Origin of the sequence: Paenibacillus lentus (assembly GCF_042714055.1) — a bacterium.
Lineage (GTDB): Bacteria > Bacillota > Bacilli > Paenibacillales > Paenibacillaceae > Fontibacillus > Fontibacillus lentus_A.
Map to the genome: position 1 here is coordinate 131,494 of NZ_JBHGVC010000003.1, position 24,981 is coordinate 156,474.

Annotated in this window: 24 protein-coding genes; 18 read left to right on the forward strand and 6 right to left on the reverse strand. The window is 49.2% G+C overall.

Annotated elements, in window-relative coordinates:
- Positions 1 to 80 precede the first annotated feature (80 nt).
- Positions 81 to 1,166: a LacI family DNA-binding transcriptional regulator gene (locus ACE3MQ_RS07340; protein WP_379391966.1), complete on the forward strand. Its 1,086-nt coding sequence runs from the start codon at positions 81 to 83 to the stop codon at positions 1,164 to 1,166.
- A gap of 72 nt (positions 1,167 to 1,238) precedes the next feature.
- On the opposite strand, the gene ACE3MQ_RS07345 is transcribed toward ACE3MQ_RS07340, so the two are convergent.
- The 4 genes from ACE3MQ_RS07345 to ACE3MQ_RS07360 all read right to left on the reverse strand — a co-directional run bounded on the left by ACE3MQ_RS07345 (position 1,239) and on the right by ACE3MQ_RS07360 (position 5,964).
- Entirely contained in the window at positions 1,239 to 2,432 is a 1,194-nt protein-coding gene (locus ACE3MQ_RS07345; RefSeq protein WP_379391967.1) for a glycoside hydrolase family 130 protein, read from the reverse strand.
- A 21-nt stretch (positions 2,433 to 2,453) separates the two neighbouring features.
- The gene (locus ACE3MQ_RS07350) at positions 2,454 to 3,662 is read right to left on the reverse strand and encodes an AGE family epimerase/isomerase (protein ID WP_379391968.1); all 1,209 of its coding nucleotides are present in this window, start codon (positions 3,660 to 3,662) and stop codon (positions 2,454 to 2,456) included.
- A 1-nt stretch (position 3,663) separates the two neighbouring features.
- Complete coding sequence (locus ACE3MQ_RS07355; protein ID WP_379391969.1) at positions 3,664 to 4,617, reverse strand: glycoside hydrolase family 113; 954 nt, start codon at positions 4,615 to 4,617, stop codon at positions 3,664 to 3,666.
- A 297-nt stretch (positions 4,618 to 4,914) separates the two neighbouring features.
- Complete coding sequence (locus ACE3MQ_RS07360; RefSeq protein WP_379391970.1) at positions 4,915 to 5,964, reverse strand: substrate-binding domain-containing protein; 1,050 nt, start codon at positions 5,962 to 5,964, stop codon at positions 4,915 to 4,917.
- Between the two features lie 372 nt (positions 5,965 to 6,336).
- Between ACE3MQ_RS07360 and ACE3MQ_RS07365 the strand changes: the two genes are divergently transcribed.
- From ACE3MQ_RS07365 to ACE3MQ_RS07425, 13 genes are all read left to right on the forward strand, one after another.
- Positions 6,337 to 7,680 (forward strand): ABC transporter substrate-binding protein, encoded by a 1,344-nt coding sequence (locus ACE3MQ_RS07365; protein ID WP_379391971.1) that lies wholly within the window; start codon positions 6,337 to 6,339, stop codon positions 7,678 to 7,680.
- Positions 7,681 to 7,789: 109 nt separating this feature from the next.
- Positions 7,790 to 8,665 (forward strand): carbohydrate ABC transporter permease, encoded by an 876-nt coding sequence (locus ACE3MQ_RS07370; protein WP_379391972.1) that lies wholly within the window; start codon positions 7,790 to 7,792, stop codon positions 8,663 to 8,665.
- A gap of 2 nt (positions 8,666 to 8,667) precedes the next feature.
- Positions 8,668 to 9,501 (forward strand): carbohydrate ABC transporter permease, encoded by an 834-nt coding sequence (locus ACE3MQ_RS07375; protein WP_379391973.1) that lies wholly within the window; start codon positions 8,668 to 8,670, stop codon positions 9,499 to 9,501.
- Positions 9,502 to 9,537: 36 nt separating this feature from the next.
- The gene (locus ACE3MQ_RS07380; protein WP_379391974.1) at positions 9,538 to 10,560 is read left to right on the forward strand and encodes a glycoside hydrolase family 130 protein; all 1,023 of its coding nucleotides are present in this window, start codon (positions 9,538 to 9,540) and stop codon (positions 10,558 to 10,560) included.
- A gap of 241 nt (positions 10,561 to 10,801) precedes the next feature.
- A complete protein-coding gene (locus ACE3MQ_RS07385) occupies positions 10,802 to 11,761 on the forward strand; it encodes an acetylxylan esterase (protein ID WP_379391975.1) in 960 nt (319 codons plus the stop codon).
- 182 nt (positions 11,762 to 11,943) lie between these two features.
- Positions 11,944 to 13,761, forward strand: a complete 1,818-nt coding sequence (lepA, locus tag ACE3MQ_RS07390; RefSeq protein ID WP_379391976.1) for a translation elongation factor 4 — start codon at positions 11,944 to 11,946, stop codon at positions 13,759 to 13,761.
- A 188-nt stretch (positions 13,762 to 13,949) separates the two neighbouring features.
- Positions 13,950 to 15,134 (forward strand): radical SAM family heme chaperone HemW, encoded by a 1,185-nt coding sequence (hemW, locus tag ACE3MQ_RS07395; RefSeq protein ID WP_379392459.1) that lies wholly within the window; start codon positions 13,950 to 13,952, stop codon positions 15,132 to 15,134.
- A 70-nt stretch (positions 15,135 to 15,204) separates the two neighbouring features.
- Positions 15,205 to 15,672, forward strand: coding sequence for an N-acetyltransferase (locus ACE3MQ_RS07400; protein ID WP_379391977.1), 468 nt, complete (start codon positions 15,205 to 15,207; stop codon positions 15,670 to 15,672).
- A gap of 102 nt (positions 15,673 to 15,774) precedes the next feature.
- On the forward strand, positions 15,775 to 16,809 hold the full coding sequence (gene hrcA / locus ACE3MQ_RS07405; RefSeq protein ID WP_379391978.1) for a heat-inducible transcriptional repressor HrcA: 1,035 nt from the start codon (positions 15,775 to 15,777) through the stop codon (positions 16,807 to 16,809).
- Positions 16,810 to 16,858: 49 nt separating this feature from the next.
- Positions 16,859 to 17,473, forward strand: a complete 615-nt coding sequence (gene grpE / locus ACE3MQ_RS07410) for a nucleotide exchange factor GrpE (protein WP_379391979.1) — start codon at positions 16,859 to 16,861, stop codon at positions 17,471 to 17,473.
- 69 nt (positions 17,474 to 17,542) lie between these two features.
- Positions 17,543 to 19,390, forward strand: a complete 1,848-nt coding sequence (gene dnaK / locus ACE3MQ_RS07415) for a molecular chaperone DnaK (protein ID WP_379391980.1) — start codon at positions 17,543 to 17,545, stop codon at positions 19,388 to 19,390.
- Positions 19,391 to 19,539: 149 nt separating this feature from the next.
- The gene (dnaJ, locus tag ACE3MQ_RS07420) at positions 19,540 to 20,661 is read left to right on the forward strand and encodes a molecular chaperone DnaJ (RefSeq protein WP_379391981.1); all 1,122 of its coding nucleotides are present in this window, start codon (positions 19,540 to 19,542) and stop codon (positions 20,659 to 20,661) included.
- Between the two features lie 182 nt (positions 20,662 to 20,843).
- Positions 20,844 to 20,975 (forward strand): hypothetical protein, encoded by a 132-nt coding sequence (locus ACE3MQ_RS07425; RefSeq protein ID WP_379391982.1) that lies wholly within the window; start codon positions 20,844 to 20,846, stop codon positions 20,973 to 20,975.
- 70 nt (positions 20,976 to 21,045) lie between these two features.
- Here ACE3MQ_RS07425 and ACE3MQ_RS07430 read toward each other — a convergent pair whose 3' ends face one another.
- Both ACE3MQ_RS07430 and ACE3MQ_RS07435 read right to left on the reverse strand, forming a co-directional pair.
- Positions 21,046 to 21,324, reverse strand: coding sequence for a YxcD family protein (locus ACE3MQ_RS07430; protein WP_379391983.1), 279 nt, complete (start codon positions 21,322 to 21,324; stop codon positions 21,046 to 21,048).
- A 3-nt stretch (positions 21,325 to 21,327) separates the two neighbouring features.
- Positions 21,328 to 21,786, reverse strand: coding sequence for a hypothetical protein (locus tag ACE3MQ_RS07435; protein WP_379391984.1), 459 nt, complete (start codon positions 21,784 to 21,786; stop codon positions 21,328 to 21,330).
- Positions 21,787 to 21,976: 190 nt separating this feature from the next.
- Between ACE3MQ_RS07435 and ACE3MQ_RS07440 the strand changes: the two genes are divergently transcribed.
- From ACE3MQ_RS07440 to prmA, 4 genes are all read left to right on the forward strand, one after another.
- Positions 21,977 to 22,345 (forward strand): hypothetical protein, encoded by a 369-nt coding sequence (locus tag ACE3MQ_RS07440; protein WP_379391985.1) that lies wholly within the window; start codon positions 21,977 to 21,979, stop codon positions 22,343 to 22,345.
- 31 nt (positions 22,346 to 22,376) lie between these two features.
- Positions 22,377 to 22,547 carry a YfhD family protein gene (locus tag ACE3MQ_RS07445; RefSeq protein WP_379391986.1) on the forward strand — a complete coding sequence of 57 codons (171 nt, stop codon included), beginning with the start codon at positions 22,377 to 22,379 and terminating at the stop codon, positions 22,545 to 22,547.
- Positions 22,548 to 22,798: 251 nt separating this feature from the next.
- A complete protein-coding gene (locus ACE3MQ_RS07450) occupies positions 22,799 to 23,926 on the forward strand; it encodes a Gfo/Idh/MocA family protein (protein WP_379391987.1) in 1,128 nt (375 codons plus the stop codon).
- A gap of 86 nt (positions 23,927 to 24,012) precedes the next feature.
- Complete coding sequence (gene prmA, locus ACE3MQ_RS07455) at positions 24,013 to 24,981, forward strand: 50S ribosomal protein L11 methyltransferase (protein ID WP_379391988.1); 969 nt, start codon at positions 24,013 to 24,015, stop codon at positions 24,979 to 24,981.

Consider the following 24,981-nt stretch of genomic DNA (forward strand, 5'->3'; position numbering starts at 1 on the left):
AATTTTGTTATAATAAAGTTATATTTGTTATTGGGCTCTTAAAACAAATTAACTATGCGGTAGTCCGGAGGTAATAATCATTGAAGAAGGTAACGATGCAGCAAATCGCCGATCATCTCGGTGTCTCTAAGTTTGTCGTCTCCAAAGCTTTGTCCGGCAAGGGAGGCGTGAATGAAATGACGAAGGAGCGGGTGATCCAGGCGGCATCCCAACTCGGTTATTTCAATCAGAAGAACGGTTATGTGAAAAACGTAAGACCACCCATGGGAGCGGCGGCTATCCCTCCGGGAAAGCAATCGGTGCTTGTTCTAATGCCCAATATTCGCTCGCAGAACAAAGAATCTCTTTACTGGGGAAAAGTATTGGAAGGGATATCGGACGAGCTGGAGGCGCAAAATCTCGGCATGATCATCGTCTCGGAGCCACGGAACGATGTTATGATGAATATCATTAACCCTGAGGGTATCCTCGGCATGATCGGGGTTGGCCAAATCGCCACTAATCTGCTGCTGGAGGTGCATCGCATTGGCTTGCCGATGGTGCTGGTTGACCATGAGGATAACCTGATTCCCGCTGATTCGATATTTGCCAATAATGTTGATGGAACTTATCGGATGGTCAATCATTTGATCGGGCTTGGGCACCGAGAGCTGCACTTTTTAGGCAATCTGAATTTTTCCAGAAGCTTCCGGGATAGATGGGTCGGCTTCCGCAGCGCCTTAGAGGAGAATGGTCTTCAGGTGCAAAGCCATGACGATCCTATGCTGATGCTGGAAAGTGTAGAGACTGGAGGATTCCATCAAGGCTTGAAGGACTGGCTGCTAGCCAGGAAGCAATCCAAGTCACTGATCCTGCCAACGGCATTAGTCTGCGCCAATGACTCGATCGCGCTTCACACGGCCAACATTCTAAAGGAGCTGGAGCTTCGCATACCTGATGATATTACGGTTACCGGATTTGACAATATTGATGATGCTGCCCGTTTTGAGCCTGCGATTACGACTGTGAATGTTCCGAAGGAGCAGCTGGGCAGACGAGCAGTCACGAAGCTGCTGGATCGATTGACCGATACGAATAGACCTGTGGAGAAATTGCTCATTTCAGTAGAACTGTTGTATCGGAATTCGGCCTCCAAGCCGAGAGAATCGGCTCATGCCTTATCCTAGGTTCGACAATTGGATTTACAGGGGCTTATATGATGAAAGAAACCTCGCCTGGCTGGCGAGGTTTCTTTGTTTTTATTTTTGGCCATTTGCCGCTTCAAAGCGCTTGTTCTGATTAATTAGCTCGATTCTTTGCTCTACGCATGCATAGGAGCGAAGCGGATCCTCCGGCGTGTGGAGAGCATAATCGACCAGTTGCCCGACGGTGGTCGTGGCCACATGGATTCGCGTATCAGACGAGGCATAATAGATATAGACCTCCCCGTTGTCCCGGGCAATGACTCCATTGCAGAATACAACGTTAGAGACGTCCCCGACCCGTTCCTCGCCGTCTGGCGCGATCAAGTGGCCGCCTGGACTATAAGTAATGCGGTGCGGCTCGTTTAAATCGGTAACAAACACGTACAGTACATATCTTAAGCCAGCCGCCGTGTTCCGAACGCCATGAGCGATGTGGAGCCAGCCGGCATCTGTGCGAATCGGAGCCGGGCCTTGGCCATTTTTAACTTCCTTGATCGTATGGTATTGGCGCTCATCCACGATGATTTCCTCGTCAATGATCACCTGCTCGATCGATTCGGACAGTCCCCAGCCGATGCCGCCGCCGGAACCTGCATCAATGAAGCCATCCTGTGGACGGGTATAGAAGGCATACTTGCCGTCGATGAATTCTGGATGCAGGACTACGTTGCGCTGCTGTGGCGATTTCGTCTTCAGATCGGCCAGCCGCTCCCAGGTTACGAGATCTTTCGTACGGGCAATTCCGCATTGGGCGATCGCGCTGGACAAATCGCCTTTAGGCGCGTCCGGATCCTTGCGCTCCGTACAGAACAGGCCGTAAATCCAGCCGTCCTCATGCTTCACGAGTCGCATATCATAGACGTTTACATCAGGAACCTCCGTTTCCGGCAAGACAACCGGATGATCCCAAAAGCGGAAGCCGTCCACGCCGCTCTCGCTCTCGGCTACAGCAAAGAAGGATTTACGGTCAACTCCTTCTACGCGGGCGACGAGATAGAATTTGCCGTTAAGCTCAATGGCGCCTGGATTAAAAACGCCGTTAACGCCGATTCTTTCGGCGAAGAAAGGATTCGTGTCCGGGTTAAAGTCATATTTCCAAATTAATGGGGTATGCTCGGCGGTAAGTACAGGATAGCGGTACCGATCATAGATGCCGTTTCCGAACGGAACCTTCTCGTTGGGACGGGCGATCAAGGCCTCATACTTTTTCGTTAATACGGATTTTCTTTCTGCAAATCTAGCGTTCATATTACTGCCTCCATCTAATCATTATTTATTCAAACGGGCGATCATTTCCAGACAAGCTCTTCCGTTATGATAAGGACACTTCCAGGCGCTGACCTTAGGTTCATGGGTAAGGGGGCTTCCGTCTTGACGCACTGCCAAGTGCCACTCCCCATGTACAGGATCGGAGATGAAGCGGCGAATGAACTCCCAGGAGCTGCGAGACGCCTCCACGAACTTCAAATCTCCGGTCAATTGGTACGCATTGTAGAATCCGACCATCGCTTCGGCCTGCGGCCACCAATCCTTATTCGTATCCGTTAGTCCGTGCTCATCCGCTTCGTTCCACAGCCCGCCATCCGTGTCTACCCCTTCAGCAAGGACGCCCTCCGCCATAGCGATCGCGACTTGTTTTACACGCTCCAGCAAAGCTGGGTTATCTTCCAGCATTTCTGCCGCCTCCATGAGAAGCCAGCTGCCTTCAATATCATGGCCGTAAGAAATATGAGTGCTCTTCACATGCCATTCCTCATCGAAAAATAGATGGAAATGAGCGTTCTCTGCATTGATGATATGCTCCAGCGTAACCTCGATCAGCTCAGTCAGCTTTTGCTTCAAAGCCTCCGATTTCCATACCCGGTACAGATTGGTGTAGGCTTCGAGAACGTGCAGATGGGTATTCATCGATTTCTTCTCGTTCAAGTCTTTATCGCTTAAGGTTAAATCATCGGTAACCTGCCAGTCGCGGGCGAGGGCCTCGATATAACCTTGATGGACGGTATCATAGCTATGCTTCTCCAGCAGCTCAAACAATTGAGCGGCCTGCTTCACGGGCTCGGGGCGTCCAGACGCCAAATGGTACTCAGACAGGGCGTAAATCACGAAGGCTTGGCCGTATACCTGCTTTTTGTCTTGAATCGGTTGCCCTGTATAATCTACCATCCAGTATAAGCCTCCGAATTCGCTGTCCATGAATACCTTTTGAAGATAGGCATAAGCTCTATCGGCCATTCGTAAATATCCGGCATTCGGATAAACACGGTGGGCAGCGGAGAAGGTCCATAGTATTCGGGCGTTCAGTACGAGGCTTTTGGCCGCTTTATTATTGATTTTTCCGAGATGATCCATTTCGCCGATAAATCCGCCGAAGGTTTCATCCAGAGTTCGCTCCCCCCAGAAGCGCATAATATTATCGTTTAGCTCGTCTTCGATTTGCTCCAGCCAGGCCGTTTTATTCACTTGCTCACTCAACATGCTATCCCTCACTTCTTTTTTTGGACATGTAATAATCGAAAATCACCGATTCGGCTTTTTTGCCATAGACGCAATAACCGTCATCAGCTGCCGCTTCCTGACGCGCATAGAGCCTCGCCGGCCAATCCCACAGCATAAAGCCCTGAACCCATTCCCGTTGATCGCAAGCCGTGAACATCGCCTCGTAAAATTTGACCTGTTCATCCTGATCGGCAGCACCGGCAAGAGTCCAGTCATTAGGAATGGCAGCCGAACCGCTGCGGCTGGGACAGCCGGCTTCCATGAAGAAGAACGGCTTGCCGTACGTTTTCACGACCTTCTCGATGCGATCCAGCTGTGCTTCCCAATCATCTGCTGGATAGTAGCCGCTGGAGGAAATGATGTCCAGGGCATCCCACCAGCCAACGTTATCCTCTTGATATTTATCGCAGTTATACGTAATAAGACCGTTATATATTTTGCGTACTTCGGCAATCAGCCGACGCCATTCGCCTTCCCGGCGATCCGTTTGAACCATTTCGCAGCCGATGCAAAGCATCTCGCATCCCGTCTCCTCGGCGATCTCGGCAAAATGAAGGATGTAGGCGCTATAAGAGCGGAACCAATCCGACCATTTGGGCTCACATGGAACATCTTTATCGAAAAAATTAATGTGCGCCCGCCAAGTGCCGTCCGCACAGTTCACGATCGGTTTTAGACAAACCTTCAATCCTAAGTTTCTTGCTTCCTGAATGGCCCATTTTACTTCGTCATCGGTCACGGTAGGCTCTTTCCAGTAAGGGATCTCGGTTGAATGAGCAGTAGCCTGGAGTGCCGAGAAGGCGATGGCCGTCCAGTTAATTCCGGTCTTTTCGGCCATTTGCACCATAGCATGCTTGGCGTCATCATTGGCCCATGTTCCGCGATTGCCCATAAATCCCCACGTCATTCCGGCGATGTATTCCGGCATCTTCATCGTATCAGCCTCTCTTTGTTAGTAAGTGGTGGAGCATGCTTATTCATTGAAATAAACAGGTGCCAAAAGATATTTTGTTAGGTTTGTTATCATAATAGTTATTTTATTATATAACTAATATATAGATGTTTTCTTTGAAGAAATCAACTGTTAATTGTGGCAAAATAAAAAATCCGCCCCTAAAGGCGGATTGCGCAGTTACATTTTAGATTATTGAATTTACAAGTTTTCAGCGGAGTGAAGGATTCTATAATCGCAAGAAAAACTACCACTAAAAACGGTCTGTCTACATAGAAATTACATCGATAAAGGTTTTTCTTGTGTTATTTTCGTAGGTTCAGTATTTGCTTCCCGAACTGATTCCCGGTAGATAATGTTGCCTTGCACCATAACCCGGCCAAACCGGCGGTGCGGGTTTTCGATTTTATCCATCATGAATTTTACGGCCGACTTTGCCATTTGCTCGATATCTACCTCCACCGTTGTAAGCTGCGGCGTAGTCAGCGTTGCATAAATATCGTTGTCGAAGCCGACGACGGAGCAGTCCTCGGGAACGCTGTAGCCGAGCAGCTTCAGCTTATCTACAAGCAGATAGGCGATTTGGTCGCAGTTGCACACAAATGCGGTAGGCAGGGGAGTCGGAAGCGAAATATCGATGAATTTTCCCTTCTCGTCCCGATCATTCAAGATTAATGCCTGATCTAGATGCATCCCGTGTTCCAGCAAGGATTTATAGTATCCGAGGAAGCGATCCTGGATGCTGCTGGTCGAGTAGATGTTTCCGACATAGGCAATTCTGCGATGACCGTTGCGAATCAAATAATTCGTCATCTCGTAAGCCCCGTAGAAGTTGTCGGTAACAATCGAATCGATATCTGCGTGCTCATCATAGAAATCGAGGAATATTTTCGGAAGCTCCATGTTCTGGACAGTCTCGATATACTTTTTGCTGATTTGGCCGAGCACGATGATGCCGTCTACCTTTTTCTCACTGTAGACTCTCGGGAAATTGAGACTTTCCTCATCCTCATTGCTTAGGATGTTTAAAATTCCGAAATAGCCGTATTGATCCAGGAGCAGCGAGATTTGCTGATATACGCGCAAATAGAACGAATGGGACATCCCGGTGAACCGCTCGGGAATAAGCACACCAATATTTTTCGACAAACCATCCTTAATGGACTTGGCCGCAGAATTATAGCGGTAACCCATCTCTCCAGCCAAGGCTTTAATCTTCTGTTTAAGCTCCTCGCTTACGCCTTCCTTATCGTTAAGTGCTTTGGATACCGTCACGCTGCTGACACCAAGCTTGTTAGCGATATCCCGCATCGTAATGTTGCTTTTCATGAATTCACCTGCTTTCACTTCATACAAAGTCATTACTTTATTTCAAGTACCTAAAGATAGTATACATTTATATTTTTTAAAGATAAAGAAAAGTTTGAATAAAGTCATTTGTTAAGTAATCGTTAACTTAATAATTGGGTTAATTTTAACGTAAAAATGTGAAAGCAGTGAAAGTTTCATTGTTTTTCGTAAAGAAATTTCTTGAAATATGCTGAAAGTCGAAGAAACCCCTGCATATATAGCTGGAGTGGAATGAAAACGTATTGAAAATAAAAAATACGAAATTAAAACGATTGACGGGTAAGCGCATTCAGTATAATATTTTGATTGTAAGTTACCGATAACTTAATTATTTCGAGAGGGGTTGCAAGAGTGAAAAAACGTAAAGTGGTATTGGGGTTAATGGCTTTAACGCTCGTGCTTGGGCTGCTGGCAGGCTGCGGAAGCAAAGGCAATAATGGAGCAGCGAACGGCGGGACAAGCAGTGACGGATCGACAAAGGATGGAGAAGGAAGCGGGGTTAAAGGCGAAATCACTGTAATCACACAAAGAACAGATATTGTGGATACGGTGTTCAAAGAGTATGCTGCGGAGTTCAATAAAGAATATCCCGACGTTAAGGTAAACTTCCAGGCTCTGTCGGACTACGAAGGACAAATCACGGTGCGAATGAGCTCCGATGATTACGGGGATGTCCTTCTGCTGCCGACGAGCATTCCTCTTGAGGATACGCCGCAGTTTTTTGAACCGCTTGGCGATCTGGAGGAAATGAGTAAGCAATATATCGGCCTGGAAGAAAGAGCCGTTGATGGCAAGGCTTACGGGGTTCCGATTGCCGTTAACTTTTCTGGCGTGCTGTATAACAAGAAAGTGTTTGCAGACGCGGGCGTGACGACGGCGCCTCGAACTCCGGATGAGTTCCTGGCCGCGCTGACGGCGATCAAGGAGAGAGGCGACGCTATTCCGCTTTACACGAACTATGCTGACGGCTGGCCGCTGACACAATGGGAAGCGGTGCTTACAACAGTGGCGGGCGATGTGGATTATGTCAATGTAACACAGCCGAGCTCCGACGATAACTTCGTACCTGGACAACCGCATTACGAGCTGTACAAAGTGATGTACGATGCCGTTGCACAAGGCTTGATCGAGAAAGACCCAACGACGACGAACTGGGAGGCGTCCAAGTCTGATCTTGCTAACGGTAAAATCGGTGCTATGGTGCTGGGTTCTTGGGCGATCGGGCAAGTGAAGGAGCAGGCCGCTAATCCGGACGACATCGCTTACATGCCGTTCCCGACGAATGCCGCAGAAGTCATTATGCCGCTCGCGGATGACTATACGCTGGGGATCAGCAAGCATAGCAAAAACAAGGAAGCTGCTAGAGCGTGGGTAGACTGGTTCATTAACAAATCAGGTTATCCAACTACGGAGGGCGGCGGTATGAGCCCGGTAGTCGGAGCTGATCTTCCGGATACGCTTAAGCAATTTGAAGGCACGGATATTAAGTTTGAATTGCAAACTCCAGCACAGCCAGGTCAAGAGGGCTGGGTAGACAAGATCGATAAGGATGCGGAAATCGGTCTATGGCAGCCTGACTTCAAGAAGCGAATCGTGGAGGCTGCCATCGGCAATCGTAAAGAATCTTATGATGACATTATGAAAGAACTGAACGATGCATGGGTGAAATCCCGGGCGAAAGTAACGCAGCAATAAGCGATCCGGATATCTTGCGGGTTGAAACCATAGGGAGGAAAGCGCACTAAACTGCGTTTTCCTTCTATGTACCATAACAAGACAGAAGCAAGACCTGGAGGTGTGAGTGGTGTTTGCAAACCTAAGCTACAAGACGCAAAGACGAATCATAATTATCGCTTTCTCGCTGATTCCGGTCGTCTTATTATTCACGTTTGCTTATCTCCCTGTATTCAACATGTTCAAATACAGCTTTACGAACTGGAATGGTTATAGTAAGAGCTTCGACTATGTCGGATTTGAAAACTATAAAACGATTTTTACGAATCCAAAATATTTCTCCGTATTCAAGGTCAGTCTCTACTATTTTGGAGCGACCTTCGTACAGATGGGATTAGCCCTTTACTTTGCCACCATACTTAGCTTTAATGTACGCTTTAAAAATTTCTTTAAAGGCGTTTTATTTTTCCCATATCTGCTCAATGGGGTAGCCATCGGCTTTATCTTCCTGGTTTTCTTTCGGCCGGACGGTACGCTGGACACACTCCTTCAGGTTCTGGGGCTTGGGCATTTAACGCAGGGATGGCTATTGAATCCCAACATTATTAACATTTCGCTCGCAGGCGCGTCTTTGTGGAGATATATGGGCTTCAACTTCATTATTTTCCTGGGAGCCATATCTTCTATCGGCAAAGACATTTACGAGGCGGCTGACATTGACGGCGCCAACCGCTGGCATCAATTCAAACATATTATTCTGCCCAGCATCAAGCGAATTTTGCAGCTTAACTTAATTTTGGCTATTAGCGGCGCAATCAGCGCATTTGATATTCCATATATCATGACCGGAGGCTCTAACGGAAGTAATACCTTCGTTATTCAAACGGTCGACGTCGCATTTAAATACAGTAAGCTGGGTCTAGCTTCGGCCATGGCTGTCGTGCTGCTTATTATCGTCATTCTCGTGACACTGCTCCAGCGGGTTCTGATTAAGGGGGATGATTGATCATGTATAGGCTGAAATATGCAGTAGGCAGCACGTTTAAATATATTACTTTAGCTCTGGGCGCCTTTGCCGCGCTGCTGCCGATTATCGTTGTATTCTTCTCATCCTTAAAAACAAATGCAGAATACGGTTCGACCAGTCCGCTGGATCCGCCCCAAAATTGGACGAATTTCGCCAATTACACCAAGGCCTTCGTCGATGGGAAAATGATGCTCGGCTTTGGTAACACGATCTTTATTCTCGTTATTTCTATTCTTGGTGCAACGCTGATCGGCTCGATGATCGCTTATGTTCTTAGCAGGTTCAAATTCCGGGGCAGCAAGCTGTTAATGGGAGCATTTCTGCTCGCTACGCTGATCCCGAGCGTGACGACGCAAGTGGCAACGTTTCGCATTATTGATGCGCTGGATTTGGTGAATACCCGATTTGCGCCAATTGTCCTCTATTTAGGAACGGATATTATTGCCGTGTACATTTTCCTGCAATTTTTAGATACGATTTCGGAATCCTTGGATGAATCCGCGATGCTGGACGGCGCATCTTACATCACGATCTTCTTCAAAATCGTACTGCCGCTGCTTGCTCCAGCTATAGTAACGGTCATTATCGTGAAGGGCGTTAACATTTACAACGACTTCTATACGCCGTTCCTCTATATGCCAGGCGAGAATCTGCAGGTGATATCGACCGCCTTGTTTAAATTCAAAGGTCCCTACGGTTCGCAATGGGAGGTCATATGCGCCGCCATTATGATTACGATCATTCCTATTCTGGTCGCCTTTATTGCCCTGCAGAAATATATATACAACGGTTTTGCACAAGGTTCTGTGAAATAAATAAAACGATTATTGTATTGGAAGGAGTATTACCTCATGACAGAAGTACGTATTATTGGAGAAAAACTAACAAATATGCCTTGGCAGGATAAGCCGGAAGGCAGCGCTGGCCCGGTATGGAGGCATAGTGCCAACCCCGTTATTCAGAGGAATCCGGCAAAAGGCATCGCCCGTATTTTTAACAGCGCTGTAGTTCCATTTGAGGGGCGGTTCGTCGGGGTGTTCCGTGCGGAGACGATTAATGGCCGGCCTCATCTTCATCTCGGTTGGAGCGACAATGCGTTAGACTGGTCGATCGAAGAACAGTGCATTAGCTTCGTGGATCAGAACGGCAAGCCGTTTCAACCGAATTATGCTTACGATCCGCGTCTCGTTCAAGTAGAAGGGACTTACTACATGATTTGGTGTACGGATTTCTACGGTGCCGCGATTGGCGTAGCAAAAACGGAGGACTTCAAAACGTTTGTACGTTTGGAAAATCCTTTTCTGCCGTTCAACCGCAACGGCGTGCTCTTCCCGCGTAAAATCAACGGCAACTTTGTGATGCTCTCCCGTCCGAGCGATAGCGGGCATACGCCGTTCGGTGACGTATTCCTCAGCGAAAGCCCTGACTTTGTCTATTGGGGCAAGCATCGCCACGTCATGACCAAGGGCGGGCAAGGATGGTGGCAATCGGTTAAAATCGGCGGCGGGCCGGCTCCGATTGAGACCACGGAAGGCTGGCTCATGTTCTATCACGGCGTAACGGGTACTTGCAACGGGCTGGTCTACAGCATGGGAGCAGTCATCCTTGACCGGGATGAGCCCTCCAAAGTCAAATATCGTTCGGCCAATTACGTGCTGACACCGGAAGAATGGTATGAGGAACGGGGCTTTGTCAGCAATGTCGTATTCCCTTGTGCCACGCTGCATGATGCGGAAACGGGGCGGATCGCCATCTACTATGGTGCGGCAGATACTTATGTGGGTGTAGCGTACACAACCGTGCAGGAAATTGTAGATTATGTGATCGCAACGAGCGAAGAAGTCGCCGATGATGCTGAAATCGGCATCATGTAGCCTAAAATATGAATTAGAAACGATCAGGTTCTCAAGCATTTTAAGAGCATTCACAACGAATGAATGAGCAGAGGGCGGATTCCTTCTAGGATATAAGGAAAGTAGACACATCGGTGACTTAAACATCTTTATATCGCAAGAAAATCTACCGCAAATGCGGTCTGTCTATTTAAAAATACCTCGACAGACGTTTTTCTTAAGAGGTGCGGATCCGTCTTCTCATTTTAGGGAGGCAGTACGTGTGGGAAATGACATGAATTTAGCGGAATTAAAGCAATATGAGGGCGGAAGCCCCAAGCCGGCTGATTTTGATTCGTACTGGGCGAGAGCGCTTCAGGAGCTTGACGCTCAGTCGCTTGATTATGAACTGGTTCCCGCTGATTTTTCCAGTCCATTGGCTGACTGCTACCATTTATATTTTGTCGGGGTAGGCGGGGCAAGAGTTCACGCTAAATATGTTAAGCCGAAGACAACTAACGGCAGAGGGCCTGGAATGGCGATGTTTCATGGTTATTCTTGCGATAGCGGGGATTGGGCGGATAAGGTGAATTATGCGGCTCACGGCATTACAGTGCTGGCCATGGACTGCCGCGGCCAAGGCGGCTTGTCTGAGGATAACCTGACGGTACAGGGGACGACGATCCGCGGGCATATTATCCGGGGGATCGATGATCCAAATCCCGATAAGCTGTATTTCCGCAATGTCTTTCTGGATACGGTGCAGACGGTCAGAATACTCATGAATATGGAGCATATTGATCCTGAGCGGATCGGTGTGCATGGCCTCTCGCAAGGCGGTGCGCTCGCAGCGGCATGTGCCGCGCTTGAACCTAGGGTTAAGCTCGCTGTGCCTATATATCCTTTTTTGGCTGATTACCGCAGAGCTTGGGAGCTGGATATTACCACTTCGGCTTATGAAGAGATTCATTATTATTTTCGTTTCTTTGACCCGCATCATTTGCGTGAGGACGAGATTTTTTCAAAGCTCGGTTATATCGATATTCAGAATCTGGCCAGCCGAATTGAGGCCAAGGTGCTGTTTGTGACTGGGCTTGCCGACACAATCTGTCCGCCGTCTACACAATTTGCCGTCTACAACAAGATTCGTTCGGAGAAAGAACTGCTGGTTTATTATGAATACGGGCATGAGTACTTGCCGTATTTGGGAGATCGTACATTGCAAGCATTCTTGCAGCTGTAGCCGTTAAGGTTAAATAACTGCCTATATTATAGTAGAAGTTGTTCCGGAACACGCTAAAGAGCACCTGTTATCGGGGCGTTTTTTTGTTGCCTAAGGCGCATTCAAGCCAACATTGCTGATGACTCCTATACCTGATATAATAAATTGATTATACTTCTAAAGGATTTGTGGTGGGGGTAACAATGACAGATATTAGAGCAAGGCAGCAAAAAATTCGGAATTTCTGTATTATTGCACATATCGACCATGGCAAATCAACGTTGGCTGACCGGATTTTGGAATATACCGGGGCATTGACTTCACGGGAAATGCAGCAGCAGGTGCTTGATACGATGGATTTGGAGAGAGAACGCGGAATCACGATTAAGCTTCAGGCCGTACGTCTCTCTTACCGTGCAGACGACGGTGAAGAATATGTGCTTAATTTGATCGATACGCCAGGACACGTCGACTTCACGTATGAGGTATCCAGAAGTCTGGCAGCTTGTGAAGGGGCGCTTCTGGTCGTCGATGCCGCTCAAGGAATCGAAGCCCAAACGCTGGCTAACGTATACTTGGCCCTGGATAACAACCTTGAGATTTTGCCGGTCATTAACAAGATTGACCTGCCGAGTGCTGATCCGGATCGCGTGAAGCAAGAGATCGAAGATGTGATCGGACTGGATGCAAGCGAGGCAGTTCATGCTTCAGCGAAAGCCGGCATCGGCATACGCGAGATTATTGAACAGGTTGTGCAGAAGGTGCCTGCGCCGACAGGAGACCCTGATGAGCCGCTGAAGGCGCTGATCTTTGACTCGCACTACGATCCTTATAAAGGCGTTATTGTATATGTCCGCGTAATTAATGGACAAATCAAAGCAGGATCCAAGATCAAGATGATGGCTACCGGCAAGACGTTTGAGGTTATTGAGGTCGGCGCGTTCATGCCGCGGATGACGATGGTAGACGAACTGAACGTCGGAGATGTTGGATTTATCGTTGCCGGCATCAAGACGGTAGGCGATACGCAGGTCGGTGATACGATTACGGATGCAAAGAAGCCAACGGAAGAGCCGCTGCCGGGCTATCGCAAAATCAATCCAATGGTCTTCTGCGGCTTGTACCCGATCGACACTTCGGATTACAACGATTTGCGCGAAGCGCTCGAGAAGCTGCAGCTGAATGATGCTTCGCTGAGCTTTGAGCCGGAGACGTCCAGTGCGCTCGGCTTTGGATTCCGCTGCGGATTCCTCGGCTTGCTTCATATGGACGTGATTCAGGAGAGAATCGAACGGGAGTTCAATATTCCGCTGATCACGACGGCACCGAGCGTTATTTACAAAGTGTCGCTAACGAACGGAGAAGTGATCTCGATCGATAATCCGTCCAACTACCCGGAGGTCGGCAAGATCGATCACGTGGAGGAGCCGTACGTCAAAGCGTCCATCATCGTGCCGAACGATTTCGTGGGAACGGTCATGGAGCTTTGCCAAGGCAAACGCGGGGAATTTATCAATATGGAATACTTGGATACGACTCGGGTCACGATAACGTATCAAATTCCATTGTCCGAAATCGTTTACGATTTCTTCGACCAGCTTAAATCCAGCACGAAGGGCTATGCTTCCTTTGATTATGAGCTCTCGGGATACCGCCAGTCGAACCTGGTCAAAATGGACATTCTCCTCAACGGGGAGCAGGTCGATGCGCTGTCCTTCATCGTTCACAGGGAACGGGCCTATCATCGTGGCAGGGCTATCTGCGAGAAGCTGCGCGAGCTGATTCCGCGGCAGATGTTCGAGGTGCCGATCCAAGCTTCTGTAGGCACTAAGATTGTAGCGAGAGAGACGGTTAAAGCGATGCGTAAAAACGTGCTTGCAAAGTGCTACGGCGGCGACATCTCCCGGAAACGCAAATTGCTGGAGAAGCAAAAAGAAGGTAAGAAGCGCATGAAGCAGGTCGGTAACGTAGAGGTGCCGCAGGAAGCGTTTATGGCGGTGCTGAAAATCGACGACAATTAATCGTTCTGCTTGACGCATATGGATAAACGAGGAAAGCCGGATGGCTTTCCTTTTTCCGTAGTATCATCCCAAGAATCTTTCGATGTAACTTCGACGTAATGTGTTAATTTGTTACCCATAATAATTCCATTAACGATTAAGAAGGGGGCACCGCCGTGAGCCAACAACTGAAATTGGACGGACAGGAACTGCCTGGCTCCGCTCTACGGTCTAAGACGGCTCCCGAAGCCGTGTATATTCACATCCCGTTTTGCACGAATAAATGCTTTTATTGCGATTTCAACTCCTACGTTCTTAAGGATCAGCCGGTGATGGACTATTTGCGGGCGCTTGATCAAGAGATGGAGCTGACGGTTCGCGAGACGCCTCCTGGTGAAATCAAGACCATATTCGTTGGGGGCGGAACTCCTACGGTTCTCAAGCCGGATGAGATGGAGTTCTTCTTGGCCTCGGTTCGCCGCCATTTTCCAAAGTGGGCGCCCGAAATCGAATTCTCTATGGAGGCTAACCCTGGGACAACGGATCGGGATAAGCTGGCTGTCATGAAGGCAGGAGGCGTGAATCGAGTCAGCTTCGGGGTGCAGGCGTTTCAGAACGAGCTGCTGAGCGGGATTGGACGCATCCATAACACCGACGACGTGTACCGCAGTTTAGAAAATGCGAGAGCGGTAGGGCTGGATAATCTGTCCATAGACCTGATGTTCGGCCTGCCGAACCAGACGGTTGAAATGTTGGATTACAGCATATCCAAAGCGCAGGAGCTTGAGCTGCCGCATTATTCTATTTATAGTCTCAAAGTGGAAGAGAATACGTTATTCCATACGCTTTATCATAAGAATCAGCTCCCTCTTCCCGAGGAAGAGGATGAATTGAAAATGTACCTGCTGTTAATGGAGCGGATGGAAAAGGCCGGGTATGCGCAATACGAGATCAGCAATTTTGCAAAACCGGGCTTTGAGAGCCGGCATAATATCACTTACTGGCGGAACGAGGATTATTACGGCTTGGGCGCCGGTGCCCACGGATATGTGAATCGATATCGCCATGTCAACATTAAAGGCGTTACCCCATATAATGAAGCGACTAAGCAGGGGCGGCCGATTTTGAATCGGTTCGAGATATCCCGCGAGGAAGCGATGGAGGACTTCGTCATGGTGGGTTTGCGCGTATTGGAGGGTATTTCGGATGATCGATTCCGGAGCCAATTCGGTGTCGGGCTGGATGAAGTGTTCGGGGATCAGTTCAATAAAATGCTGAATGCCGGATTGCTGGAGAAGACAGCTGCGAGAGCAGGCTATCGACTGAGCCAAAAGGGGATATTGTTTGGCAATGAGGTGTTTGCCGAATTTATAGGTGCCTTGGCCGGAAAATAATATATTGAACTTATATACGCTTTGTTGTATATTTATTCATATTATTATGCCGGATCGAGGAGGGATCAGCATGCCTGCTGTAGCTGTATGCAGAAGAGCCAAACTGGAGGACGTAGAGCCTCTATTTCAAATGATTGATGGGTATGCCCAGCGAGGCATTATGCTGCCGCGCTCGAGAGAGGTGCTGAGCCGGCAGATTAACGACTTCGTCGTCACGGAAGTAGATGGCTTGGTCGTTGGTTGCGGATCCCTGTGCCGATTAGGCGAAGAGCTCGTAGAAATCCGGTCGCTCGGTATTTCGGAAGGCTACAAAGGACGCGGGCTTGGATCGCTGCTCGTAGCCCAATTGGTTGAGGAAGCGAGAAGCCTCGGCATTCCGAAAGTTATGGCGCTTACTTATGAAGTTTCTTTTTTTCTGAAAAACGGGTTTGAGGTTGTGGAGAAGGACATATTTCCGGAGAAAGTCTGGACAGACTGCATCCATTGTCCGAAGCAGAATGCTTGTGATGAAATAGCAGTACTTAAGATACTGAACTGACTTGACAATCGTCTTGTCGGTTTGGTATTTTTGTATTAGCGATTAGCACTCGGTATGAGTGAGTGCTAACGATACGGTCAATAATCTATAGGAGGGATTTTCATGTTAACGGAACGCCAGAGAATGATTTTAACAGCCATTGTAGATGATTATATTCGTTCGGCGGAGCCGGTGGGATCCCGAAGCATTTCCAAACGTGGGGATGTCGGCTACAGTCCGGCAACGATTCGTAACGAAATGGCAGATTTGGAGGAGCTCGGGTTTCTCGAGCAGCCTCATACATCAGCAGGCCGTATACCATCTCACAAAGGATACCGATATTACGTTGATCATATGACGCCACTGAACCTGTTAACCTCGGAAGAGCTGGGTACGATGAAATCATTTTTTGCCGAGAAGCTAAATGCGACTGAACAGGTCATTCAGCATGCGGGCACGATTTTATCGCATATGACGAACTACACCTCTATTCTGTTAGGACCCGAAGTATTCCATACTTCTCTTCGTCATTTTCAATTGCTGTCTCTTAACGAGACAACGGCAGTTGCTATTATCGTGACGAATACAGGCCAGGTAGAGAACAAGACCGTCTCTATTCCGCCCGGCGTATCGATCTCCGAAATGGAGAAGGTCGTCAACCTGCTTAATCATAGACTGGCTGGAGTGCCGATCTATAAATTGAAATCCGCTCTTTACAACGAAATCGGTCAAGAAATGCAGCGGCATGTCAACCATTTCGAGGATTTGATGAAGGTGCTGGATGAAGCGCTGGATAGCGGCGGAACCGAAGGGCAGCGTCTGTTCCTTAGCGGGACTACGAATATGCTGACTCAGCCGGAATTCCGGGATGTTGACAAGGTGAAGAGCATTCTTGATCTGTTGGAGGAGACGCCGACATTAATGAAGATGATGTCCTCGACTCAGGCGGGATCGGGTATTCAGGTACGTATCGGTACAGAGAACAAACATGAAGCTTTTGCAAATTGCAGTTTGATTACAGCTACCTATGCCATTGAAGGCGGTGCGGTAGGAACGATCGGTATTTTGGGACCGACAAGAATGGAGTATGCCCGGGTCATGCGGATTTTGGATATGCTATCGAAAGATTTAACAGAATTCCTGTCCCGCTTACGTTAATAATGAGCATGATATTTATGTTTTACCGCATGTTAAGGAGGTGAACATCTTGAAGGAACAAGAACCGATTCAAGACAACATCAATACGAATGTAGAGGAAGAATTAGATATGAGCGATAACGTGAATCAAGAACATACAGCAGATGAGAGCAATCTAGAGGAGAACTCTGCGAGCGAGCAGCAGGCTCCCGATACAGCCTCAGCTGATGAGGGCCATGCAGAGCTTGTAGCGCTTCGCGCTGAGTTGGAAGAGCAGCAGCAAAGGCTGCTGAGAGCGCAGGCGGATTTCGATAACTTCCGCAGACGTACACAGAAGGAGAAAGAAGAGCTTGGGAAGTACGCTTCCGCTAAACTGATTACTGAGCTGCTGCCAGTCATTGATAATTTCGAACGGGCTTTAGCCAGCGGTGAGCAGGGGACGGATGTCGCTTCCTATGCCAAAGGTGTAGAAATGATTTTCCGGCAGCTTGAAGGCGTGCTGGGAGCCGAGGGCTTAAAGGCCATGGATACCGTTGGAGAGCACTTTAATCCGGAATTCCATCAAGCGATTATGCAGGTGGAGTCGGATGAGCATGAAGAAGGCGTCGTTGTCGAAGAGGTACAGAAAGGGTATATGTTGAAGGACAAGGTACTTCGTCCAGCGATGGTCAAAGTCAGCGGTTAATTGAATAAGCTCTGCCCGAATCTAACAAGTACACTTATGCAACAATCTATTAAGGAGGACATAACTTATATGAGCAAAGTAATTGGTATTGACTTAGGAACAACAAACTCTTGCGTAGCCGTTATGGAAGGCGGCGAGGCTGTCGTTATCCCTAACCCGGAAGGCGCACGCACAACGCCGTCCGTTGTAGGCTTCAAGAAAGACGGCGAGCGTGTAGTCGGCGAGACAGCAAAACGCCAGGCAATTACGAATCCAGATCGTACGATTATTTCTATTAAAAGACATATGGGTACGAACCATAAAGAAAGCATCGATGGCAAGGAAATGACGCCGCAGGAAATTTCGGCGATCATCCTGCAGAAGCTGAAATCCGATGCGGAGGCTTATTTGGGCCAAACCGTAACCCAAGCCGTTATTACCGTTCCGGCTTACTTCAATGACAGTCAGCGCCAAGCAACGAAGGATGCCGGCAAAATTGCAGGTCTTGAAGTATTGCGGATCGTGAACGAGCCTACGGCGGCGGCTCTTGCTTATGGCATGGAAAAAGCGGAAGACCAAACGATTCTTGTATATGACCTCGGCGGCGGTACGTTTGACGTATCCATTCTTGAGCTTGGGGACGGCTTCTTTGAAGTTAAGGCAACCAGCGGGGACAACAACCTGGGCGGAGACGACTTTGACCAAGTCATCATCGATTATTTGGTGGCTGAGTTCAAGAAGGATCAAGGTATTGATCTCAGCAAAGATAAAGCGGCAGTACAGCGTTTGAAGGATGCAGCCGAGAAAGCGAAAAAGGAATTGTCCGGCGTTCTGACGACGACGATTTCCCTTCCGTTTATTACGGTAGCCGACGGCGTGCCGCAGCACTTGGAAATGAATTTGACCCGTGCTAAATTCGAAGAGCTGTCCGCAGATCTCGTAGAACGGACGCTTGGGCCAACTCGCCGCGCATTGAGCGATTCCGGCTTGACTCCAGCGGAGATCGACAAGATCGTATTGGTCGGCGGCTCCACGCGGATTCCTGCCGTTCAAGAAGCGATCAAGAAATTGACGGGCAAAGAGCCGCATAAAGGCGTTAACCCGGATGAGGTTGTTGCTCTTGGTGCAGCCGTGCAAGCGGGCGTACTTACAGGCGACGTGAAAGACGTTGTACTGCTTGACGTAACGCCACTTTCCCTCGGTATCGAAACCGCAGGCGGCGTATTTACAAAAATGATCGAGCGCAACACAACGATCCCGACAAGCAAATCTCAAGTGTTCTCCACTTATGCGGATAATCAGCCAAGCGTTGAGATTCACGTACTGCAAGGGGAGCGCGAGATGGCAGCGGGCAACAAAACGCTGGGACGCTTTATGCTCGGCGATATTCCACTCGCACCGCGCGGCGTACCGCAAATCGAAGTTACCTTTGATATCGATGCCAACGGGATCGTAAACGTATCCGCAACCGACAAAGGAACCGGCAAGAGCCAGAAAATCACGATCACTTCTTCCAGCGGTCTAAGCGAAGCAGAAGTAGAGAAGATGATGAAGGACGCCGAGCTTCATGCCGAAGAAGATAAGAAACGCAAAGAGCTTGTTGAAGCGAAAAATAACGGCGATCAGCTTATCTACAGCGTAGATAAGACGATCAAAGAGCTTGGCGACAAAGTGGACGCTGCCGAGACGGACAAAGCGAATGCAGCTAAGGATGAGCTCAAGAAGGCGCTCGAAGGCGACAACCTTGACGAAATCAAAGCGGCTTCCGAGAAGCTGACGGAGATTGTGCAGCAATTGTCCGTGAAGCTGTATGAGCAGGCTCAGGCACAAGCAGGTCAGGCCGAAGGCGCTGACGGTGCTGCTGCAGGCGGCTCAGGCAAAGACAACGTCGTGGATGCAGAATACGAAGTTGTGGACGAAGAAAAGAAGCAAGACTAATCGCTGCAGGTTAGGCGTGCGGTTAAACAGTACACTTTGGTGAACCGGGAAGGTCAAAGCGCGGGGCATTCCGTGCTTTGACTTTCCTTTTGCCGGATAGAGGACTATCCGGGGTTAACCATAGCTACAGCAATAGTGGGGGTGGAAGGATGGCTGAAAAGCGCGATTATTATGAGGTGCTGGGCGTCGGCAAGAGCGCCTCGGACGATGATATTAAGAAAGCCTATCGCAAGCTGGCGCGTCAATATCACCCTGACGTGAACAAGGCGCCGGATGCGGAGGATAAGTTTAAAGAGGTTAAAGAAGCTTACGATGTCCTTAGCGATTCGGGGAAACGAGCTCGCTACGACCAATATGGTCATGTCGATCCGAACCAAGGGATGGGCGGCGGATTTTCCGGCGCGGACTTCGGCGGCTTCGGCGATATTTTCGATATGTTCTTTGGGGGTGGCGGTGGACGCCGCGATCCGAACGCGCCGCAGCGCGGAAATGATCTCCAGTATACGATGACGATTGAGTTCAAGGAAGCGATCTTTGGAAAAGAGAGCGACATCACAATTCCGCGTACAGAGAATTGCGATACGTGCTTCGGCTCCGGCGCAAAGCCGGGTACGAAGCCGGAGACTTGTTCCGTCTGTCATGGTACAGGACAGCAGGAAGTGGTTCAGAATACGCCGTTCGGCCGTATGGTGAACCGTCGCGCTTGCAGCAACTGTGCGGGTAAAGGACAAATCATTAAAGATAAATGCTCGACCTGCCAAGGCAGCGGCAAAGTGAAGAAGCAGCGTAAAATCCATGTTCGCATTCCGGCCGGGGTAGATGACGGCGCTCAATTGCGGATGACCGGCGAAGGGGAAGGCGGCCTGCGTGGCGGCCCGGCCGGGGATTTGTACATCGTCATTCGCGTGAAGCCGCATGATTTCTTTGAGCGTGAGGGCGATGATATTTACTGTGAAATTCCATTAACCTTTGCGCAAGCCGCGCTGGGAGATGAAATTGAAATCCCGACGCTAACGGAGAAGGTGAAGCTGAAAGTACCGGCAGGTACTCAAACGGGCACCTATTTCCGCCTGAAAGGCAAAGGAGTTCCGCGGCTTCGCGGCATCGGTCAAGGCGACCAGCATATCAAGGTTGTCGTCGTGACGCCGAGCAAGCTGAGCGATGAGCAGAAGGACTTGCTGCGGCAATTTGCCGCTATGAACGGAGAGCATACGCATGAGAACGAGCAATCGTTCTTTGATCGGATGAAGCGGGCATTCCGCGGAGATTGATTGAGAGCGAAGCCAGCCATGCTATAAATAGCAAAAGTGAATAGCGGAATAGTTATATAATGAGCTAGGCCGATGTCTTTATGACGTCGGTCTTTTTCAGTTTGCCACGCTTGTAAGGTACGGGATGAGCTTACTGAAATTTGATGAAGTTACGAAGGAAGCGCCGAAAGGGGAATAAGTGAATGACGATCCCGGAAATTATTAAGGAACAATGTACGGAGGACATCGACATGATATCGGGCACCTCCAAATCGAGTGAGGCTGATATTCAAGCGGTGGAAAGCGCACTAAGCAACGAAAAAAAGCATCAATAACAAGGAAGGACACCCTTTATCGTTTCAAACGATAGGGTGCCCTTCCTTATACGTGCCAGAGGCGCATTCATTATTGTCTGATGGTAGCGGTAATCTCTTCATCCAGTTCCAAGGTGATGTCATCCTTGAATGCCCGGATGCCGTATTCCTTGTATACATACTGCATGATAGCTTCAATAATGTTCAGCTCGATCAAGTAGCGGCTTCGTCCGTTAGCCCATACCTCGCCGGTGTACCCGGTATCTTCATCCCAGCTTAGCTCAACCTGGATATCGGTAGGACGCAAGCCGGTACGATCTGCGGTATGGAGACAAATCGCGTTGATGATTTCATCCATGCTAAGAATCATAGATTAGTATCTTCCTCCGCGATTGTGGTAGTCATCGTTTCGCGGCCCTTGATGGGTCTGCGGCTTCTTGAATCTGCGGAATAGGGCAACAGCTACCATAACGATCAAGTAAATGGCGAACAGGTTAACGGCCAGACCCAGCAATTCACCGAAGAAGCCCATGCCGCCGAACATACCGCCGAACAAAAGTCCAGCCAAACCGCCGACCATCATGCCCTTCATAAAGCTGCCACCACCAAAAAATCCGGTTCTATTTTGATTCATTCCGTTTGTGGTTGAGGTTGACTTGTTGGTCGTGTTTGATTCCGATTTGTTCACATTGCTTGATTTCTTCGGCGTATTCGTGTAGCTCCGCGGCCCGGATTTAAAGCCCCCGCCTCGTCTGGCGTCAGCGAAATCTGTAGCCGTGAAAGCAAAGAAAAGCATGAACACCATCACGAGCGCTGTCATTTTCTTGAGCATACTTAAAGTAAACCCTCCTACTGTAAAAGTGTGTTTATATAAGAGTATATACGAGTTGCCCGAATAATAGTTTCAATTTTTAAAAGAAAGAATCATTTGTATAAAGTACCGCCCAATATTGCATCCTACAGATGAAGAGGCTGCACCAAAAAGCAGGTTCAATACATGCCGAAGGAAAGCAGGTGCTCAGATGGGTGAAAAAAATATTCTCGCTTATTTCAAAAGTCCGGAAGAGGCGGAAGGTGCTGCTCGGAAGCTGCAGGCCCTTCGAGTTGTGGATTTATCCATCGATCGCTTTAGCAGATATCCCGGGGAAGGCTATGATCCCTTAAATCCGATCGCCGGTAAAATATCCAGCCTTACGGCAATTACGCAGGACGGGGAAATAACCAACCAATCCGCAGGCATTCTGTCGGCAGCCGATCCGGCCGCAAGCGGGATGAGCCATGGTGGGCAAGGCGGGCCGACAGGCCATGATATCCTGCTTACAGTCGTTGTGGACGAGTCGAGCCATCATCAGGCTCTGCGCATCATAGAAGAAGTAGGCGGCATGGTGTAATTGCAAATATCCAAAGGAGGGAAAGGGAAATATGAGCGAGCATAAGCAAGGCGCAAAGCACTCCTACTCGGCCAAAAGATCAAAATCTTCTCTTGGGCATAAGGAGGATGTGGAGTTTTCCGAGGAGCTGGCTGACCAGGAGGACTGGGAGGCGCTGGAACGCAGCGAGCGGGCAGACCGCCGCCAGCAGCAGCGCCGCTAAACTCAGCCGTCCTCAACCAGCGCCACAGCATAGACGGCGGTTTTGCACTAGCGCTTAAGCATTCGGAAGGTGCATAGGGTTGGCAGCATGCGGGCATAAGAGCAGAAGACTTGATTTGCGGTCTTTTGCTCTTTCTTTTTTATGGACTATATAACCAGCTTCATATCCAATATACTTGACCGCTGCAAAATGGATTGACAGCTTGTTGTCTGGCCTTTTAACTTCAAAGCATACAGATAGGAGGATGGGCTATGGATACGATCAAAATAGGAATCGTCGGCGCGGGTCAAATTGGAAAAGCGCATGTAGAGGAGTATATGGATATTCCCGGCGCCGAGCTCGTTGCTATATGTGATATTAATCTGGAGGAGGCTCGTCGGGTTGCGGTTAAGTACGGCATTCCAAGTGTTTATGCTGACTACCGGGAAATGCTGCGCCAGGAGGAACTGGCCGCCGTCGATGTATGCCTTCATAATAATTATCATATGCCGGTTACTACCGCAGTCCTTGAAGCTGGCAAGCATGTGTATTGCGAGAAGCCGATTGCCGGCTCCTACAAGGATGGACTACAGATGGTAGAGGCAGCTAAGCGCTGCGGCAAGCTGCTGCACATTCAACTGGCACACCTCTATGATAAGGAAACGAGGGCCGCCAAGCAATTAATTGACGCCGGCAAGCTCGGCAAACTGTATCATGCTAGATCCACAGGCTTTCGGCGCCGAAACAGGCCTTATGTCGACGGTTACGGAACCGCCGCATTTACGAGAAAAGAAACTGCAGGCGGCGGCGCTTTATATGACATGGGCGTATATCATATTGCGCGTATGCTGTATTTGATGGGCAACCCTAAGGTGGAGCGCATCACAGGCCGTACCTATCAGGAGATGCCGATGGATGAGGAGCGCAGAGTTCGCTCTGGTTTTGATGTCGAGGAACTGGCGGCCGGATTAGTTTTTCTGGAGGGCGGAATTACGCTGGATATCATCGAGTCCTGGTCGCTGCAGCTTGGAGGCTTGGAGGGAAGCTCGATCGTCGGATCGGATGGAGGAATCCGCCTGTCGGGAGCAGTGTCGGACAGGGAAACGAACAGCTTTAGCTACCACACGACGATCGCGGATTTGGATATGGATTGCACGGTGAATCTGGAGCGAGCCGATTGGCGGCAGCGGATGCTGAGTCCTTTTCCGGATGCGTATGCGTCTTCCCAGCATCACTGGATTTCGGCCTTGCAGGGGCAGGTACCGCTGCTGCCTACCGCAGATATCGCGCTCAACACGATGTTGATCAGCGAGGGACTATATTTGTCGCATCAGTTGGGGCGTGAAGTAAGCGCGGATGAGGTGGCGCAAGGCTCCAAATCTACCTCGATCGTCCTCTAGCCGCTTGGATAAGCGGCTTTTTGTTTCCCTTGATATTATATAGTACAATAAAGGGTATGCGTATGAACCAAGGAGGATAAAGCAACATGATTTGGAAGGAAATAACTATACATACAACAGAAGAAGCGGTAGAGATGATTACCAACTTTTTGCATGAAGAAGGGGCTGGCGGCGTAACCATTGAAGAATACGTGGATAACAATAAGCCTAGAGATACTTCCTTGGGACAATGGTTTGAAATACCGCCCAATGATATCCCTGAGGGGGAAGCAAGAATTAGCGGATACTTTCCAGAAGGGACAGACGTAGAGTCGGTAATAGCTTCCGTGAAGGAACGAATCGCGGAGCTGGCCGAATTTGATATTGATGCGGGCCGATCGGATATAACCGTAAAGGATATTAGCGAGGACGATTGGGCGAACAATTGGAAGCAGTATTTTAAGCCGATCCGCGTGTCCGAGCGATTAACGATCAAGCCGACCTGGGAGCAGTACTTGCCGCAATCGGAGCAAGAGATGATTATCGAGCTGGATCCGGGCATGGCATTCGGAACCGGGACTCATCCGACGACATCGCTTTGCCTTCTTACGTTGGAAGGCGTCATTCAGCAAGGGGATGAGGTCATCGATGTCGGGACAGGCTCGGGCATACTCGCTATTGGTGCAAGTAAGCTGGGTGCTTCCCGCGTGCTTGCGTTAGATCTGGATCCAGTTGCCGTCTCCAGTGCTCTAGAGAACACGAGACTGAACGGCCTCGAGGATCGTATTACTGTCGTAGAAAGCGACTTGCTCTCCGTTTTGAAGCAGGAAGCGGGAGAAGAGCTTAGAGTTACGCTGCCCGTTCGCGTTGTCGTAGCCAACATCCTGGCGGAAATTATTCTATTGTTTATCGATGATGTCTACCAGGCGCTGCAGCCGGGCGGCTATTATATAGCTTCGGGAATTTATAAGAATAAAGAACAAGCCGTGGAGGAAGCGCTGCTTGCCGCGGGATTTGAGATCACGGAGACCGCCCGGGAAGAAGATTGGGTTGCTTTCGTGGCTAGAAAGAGGTAG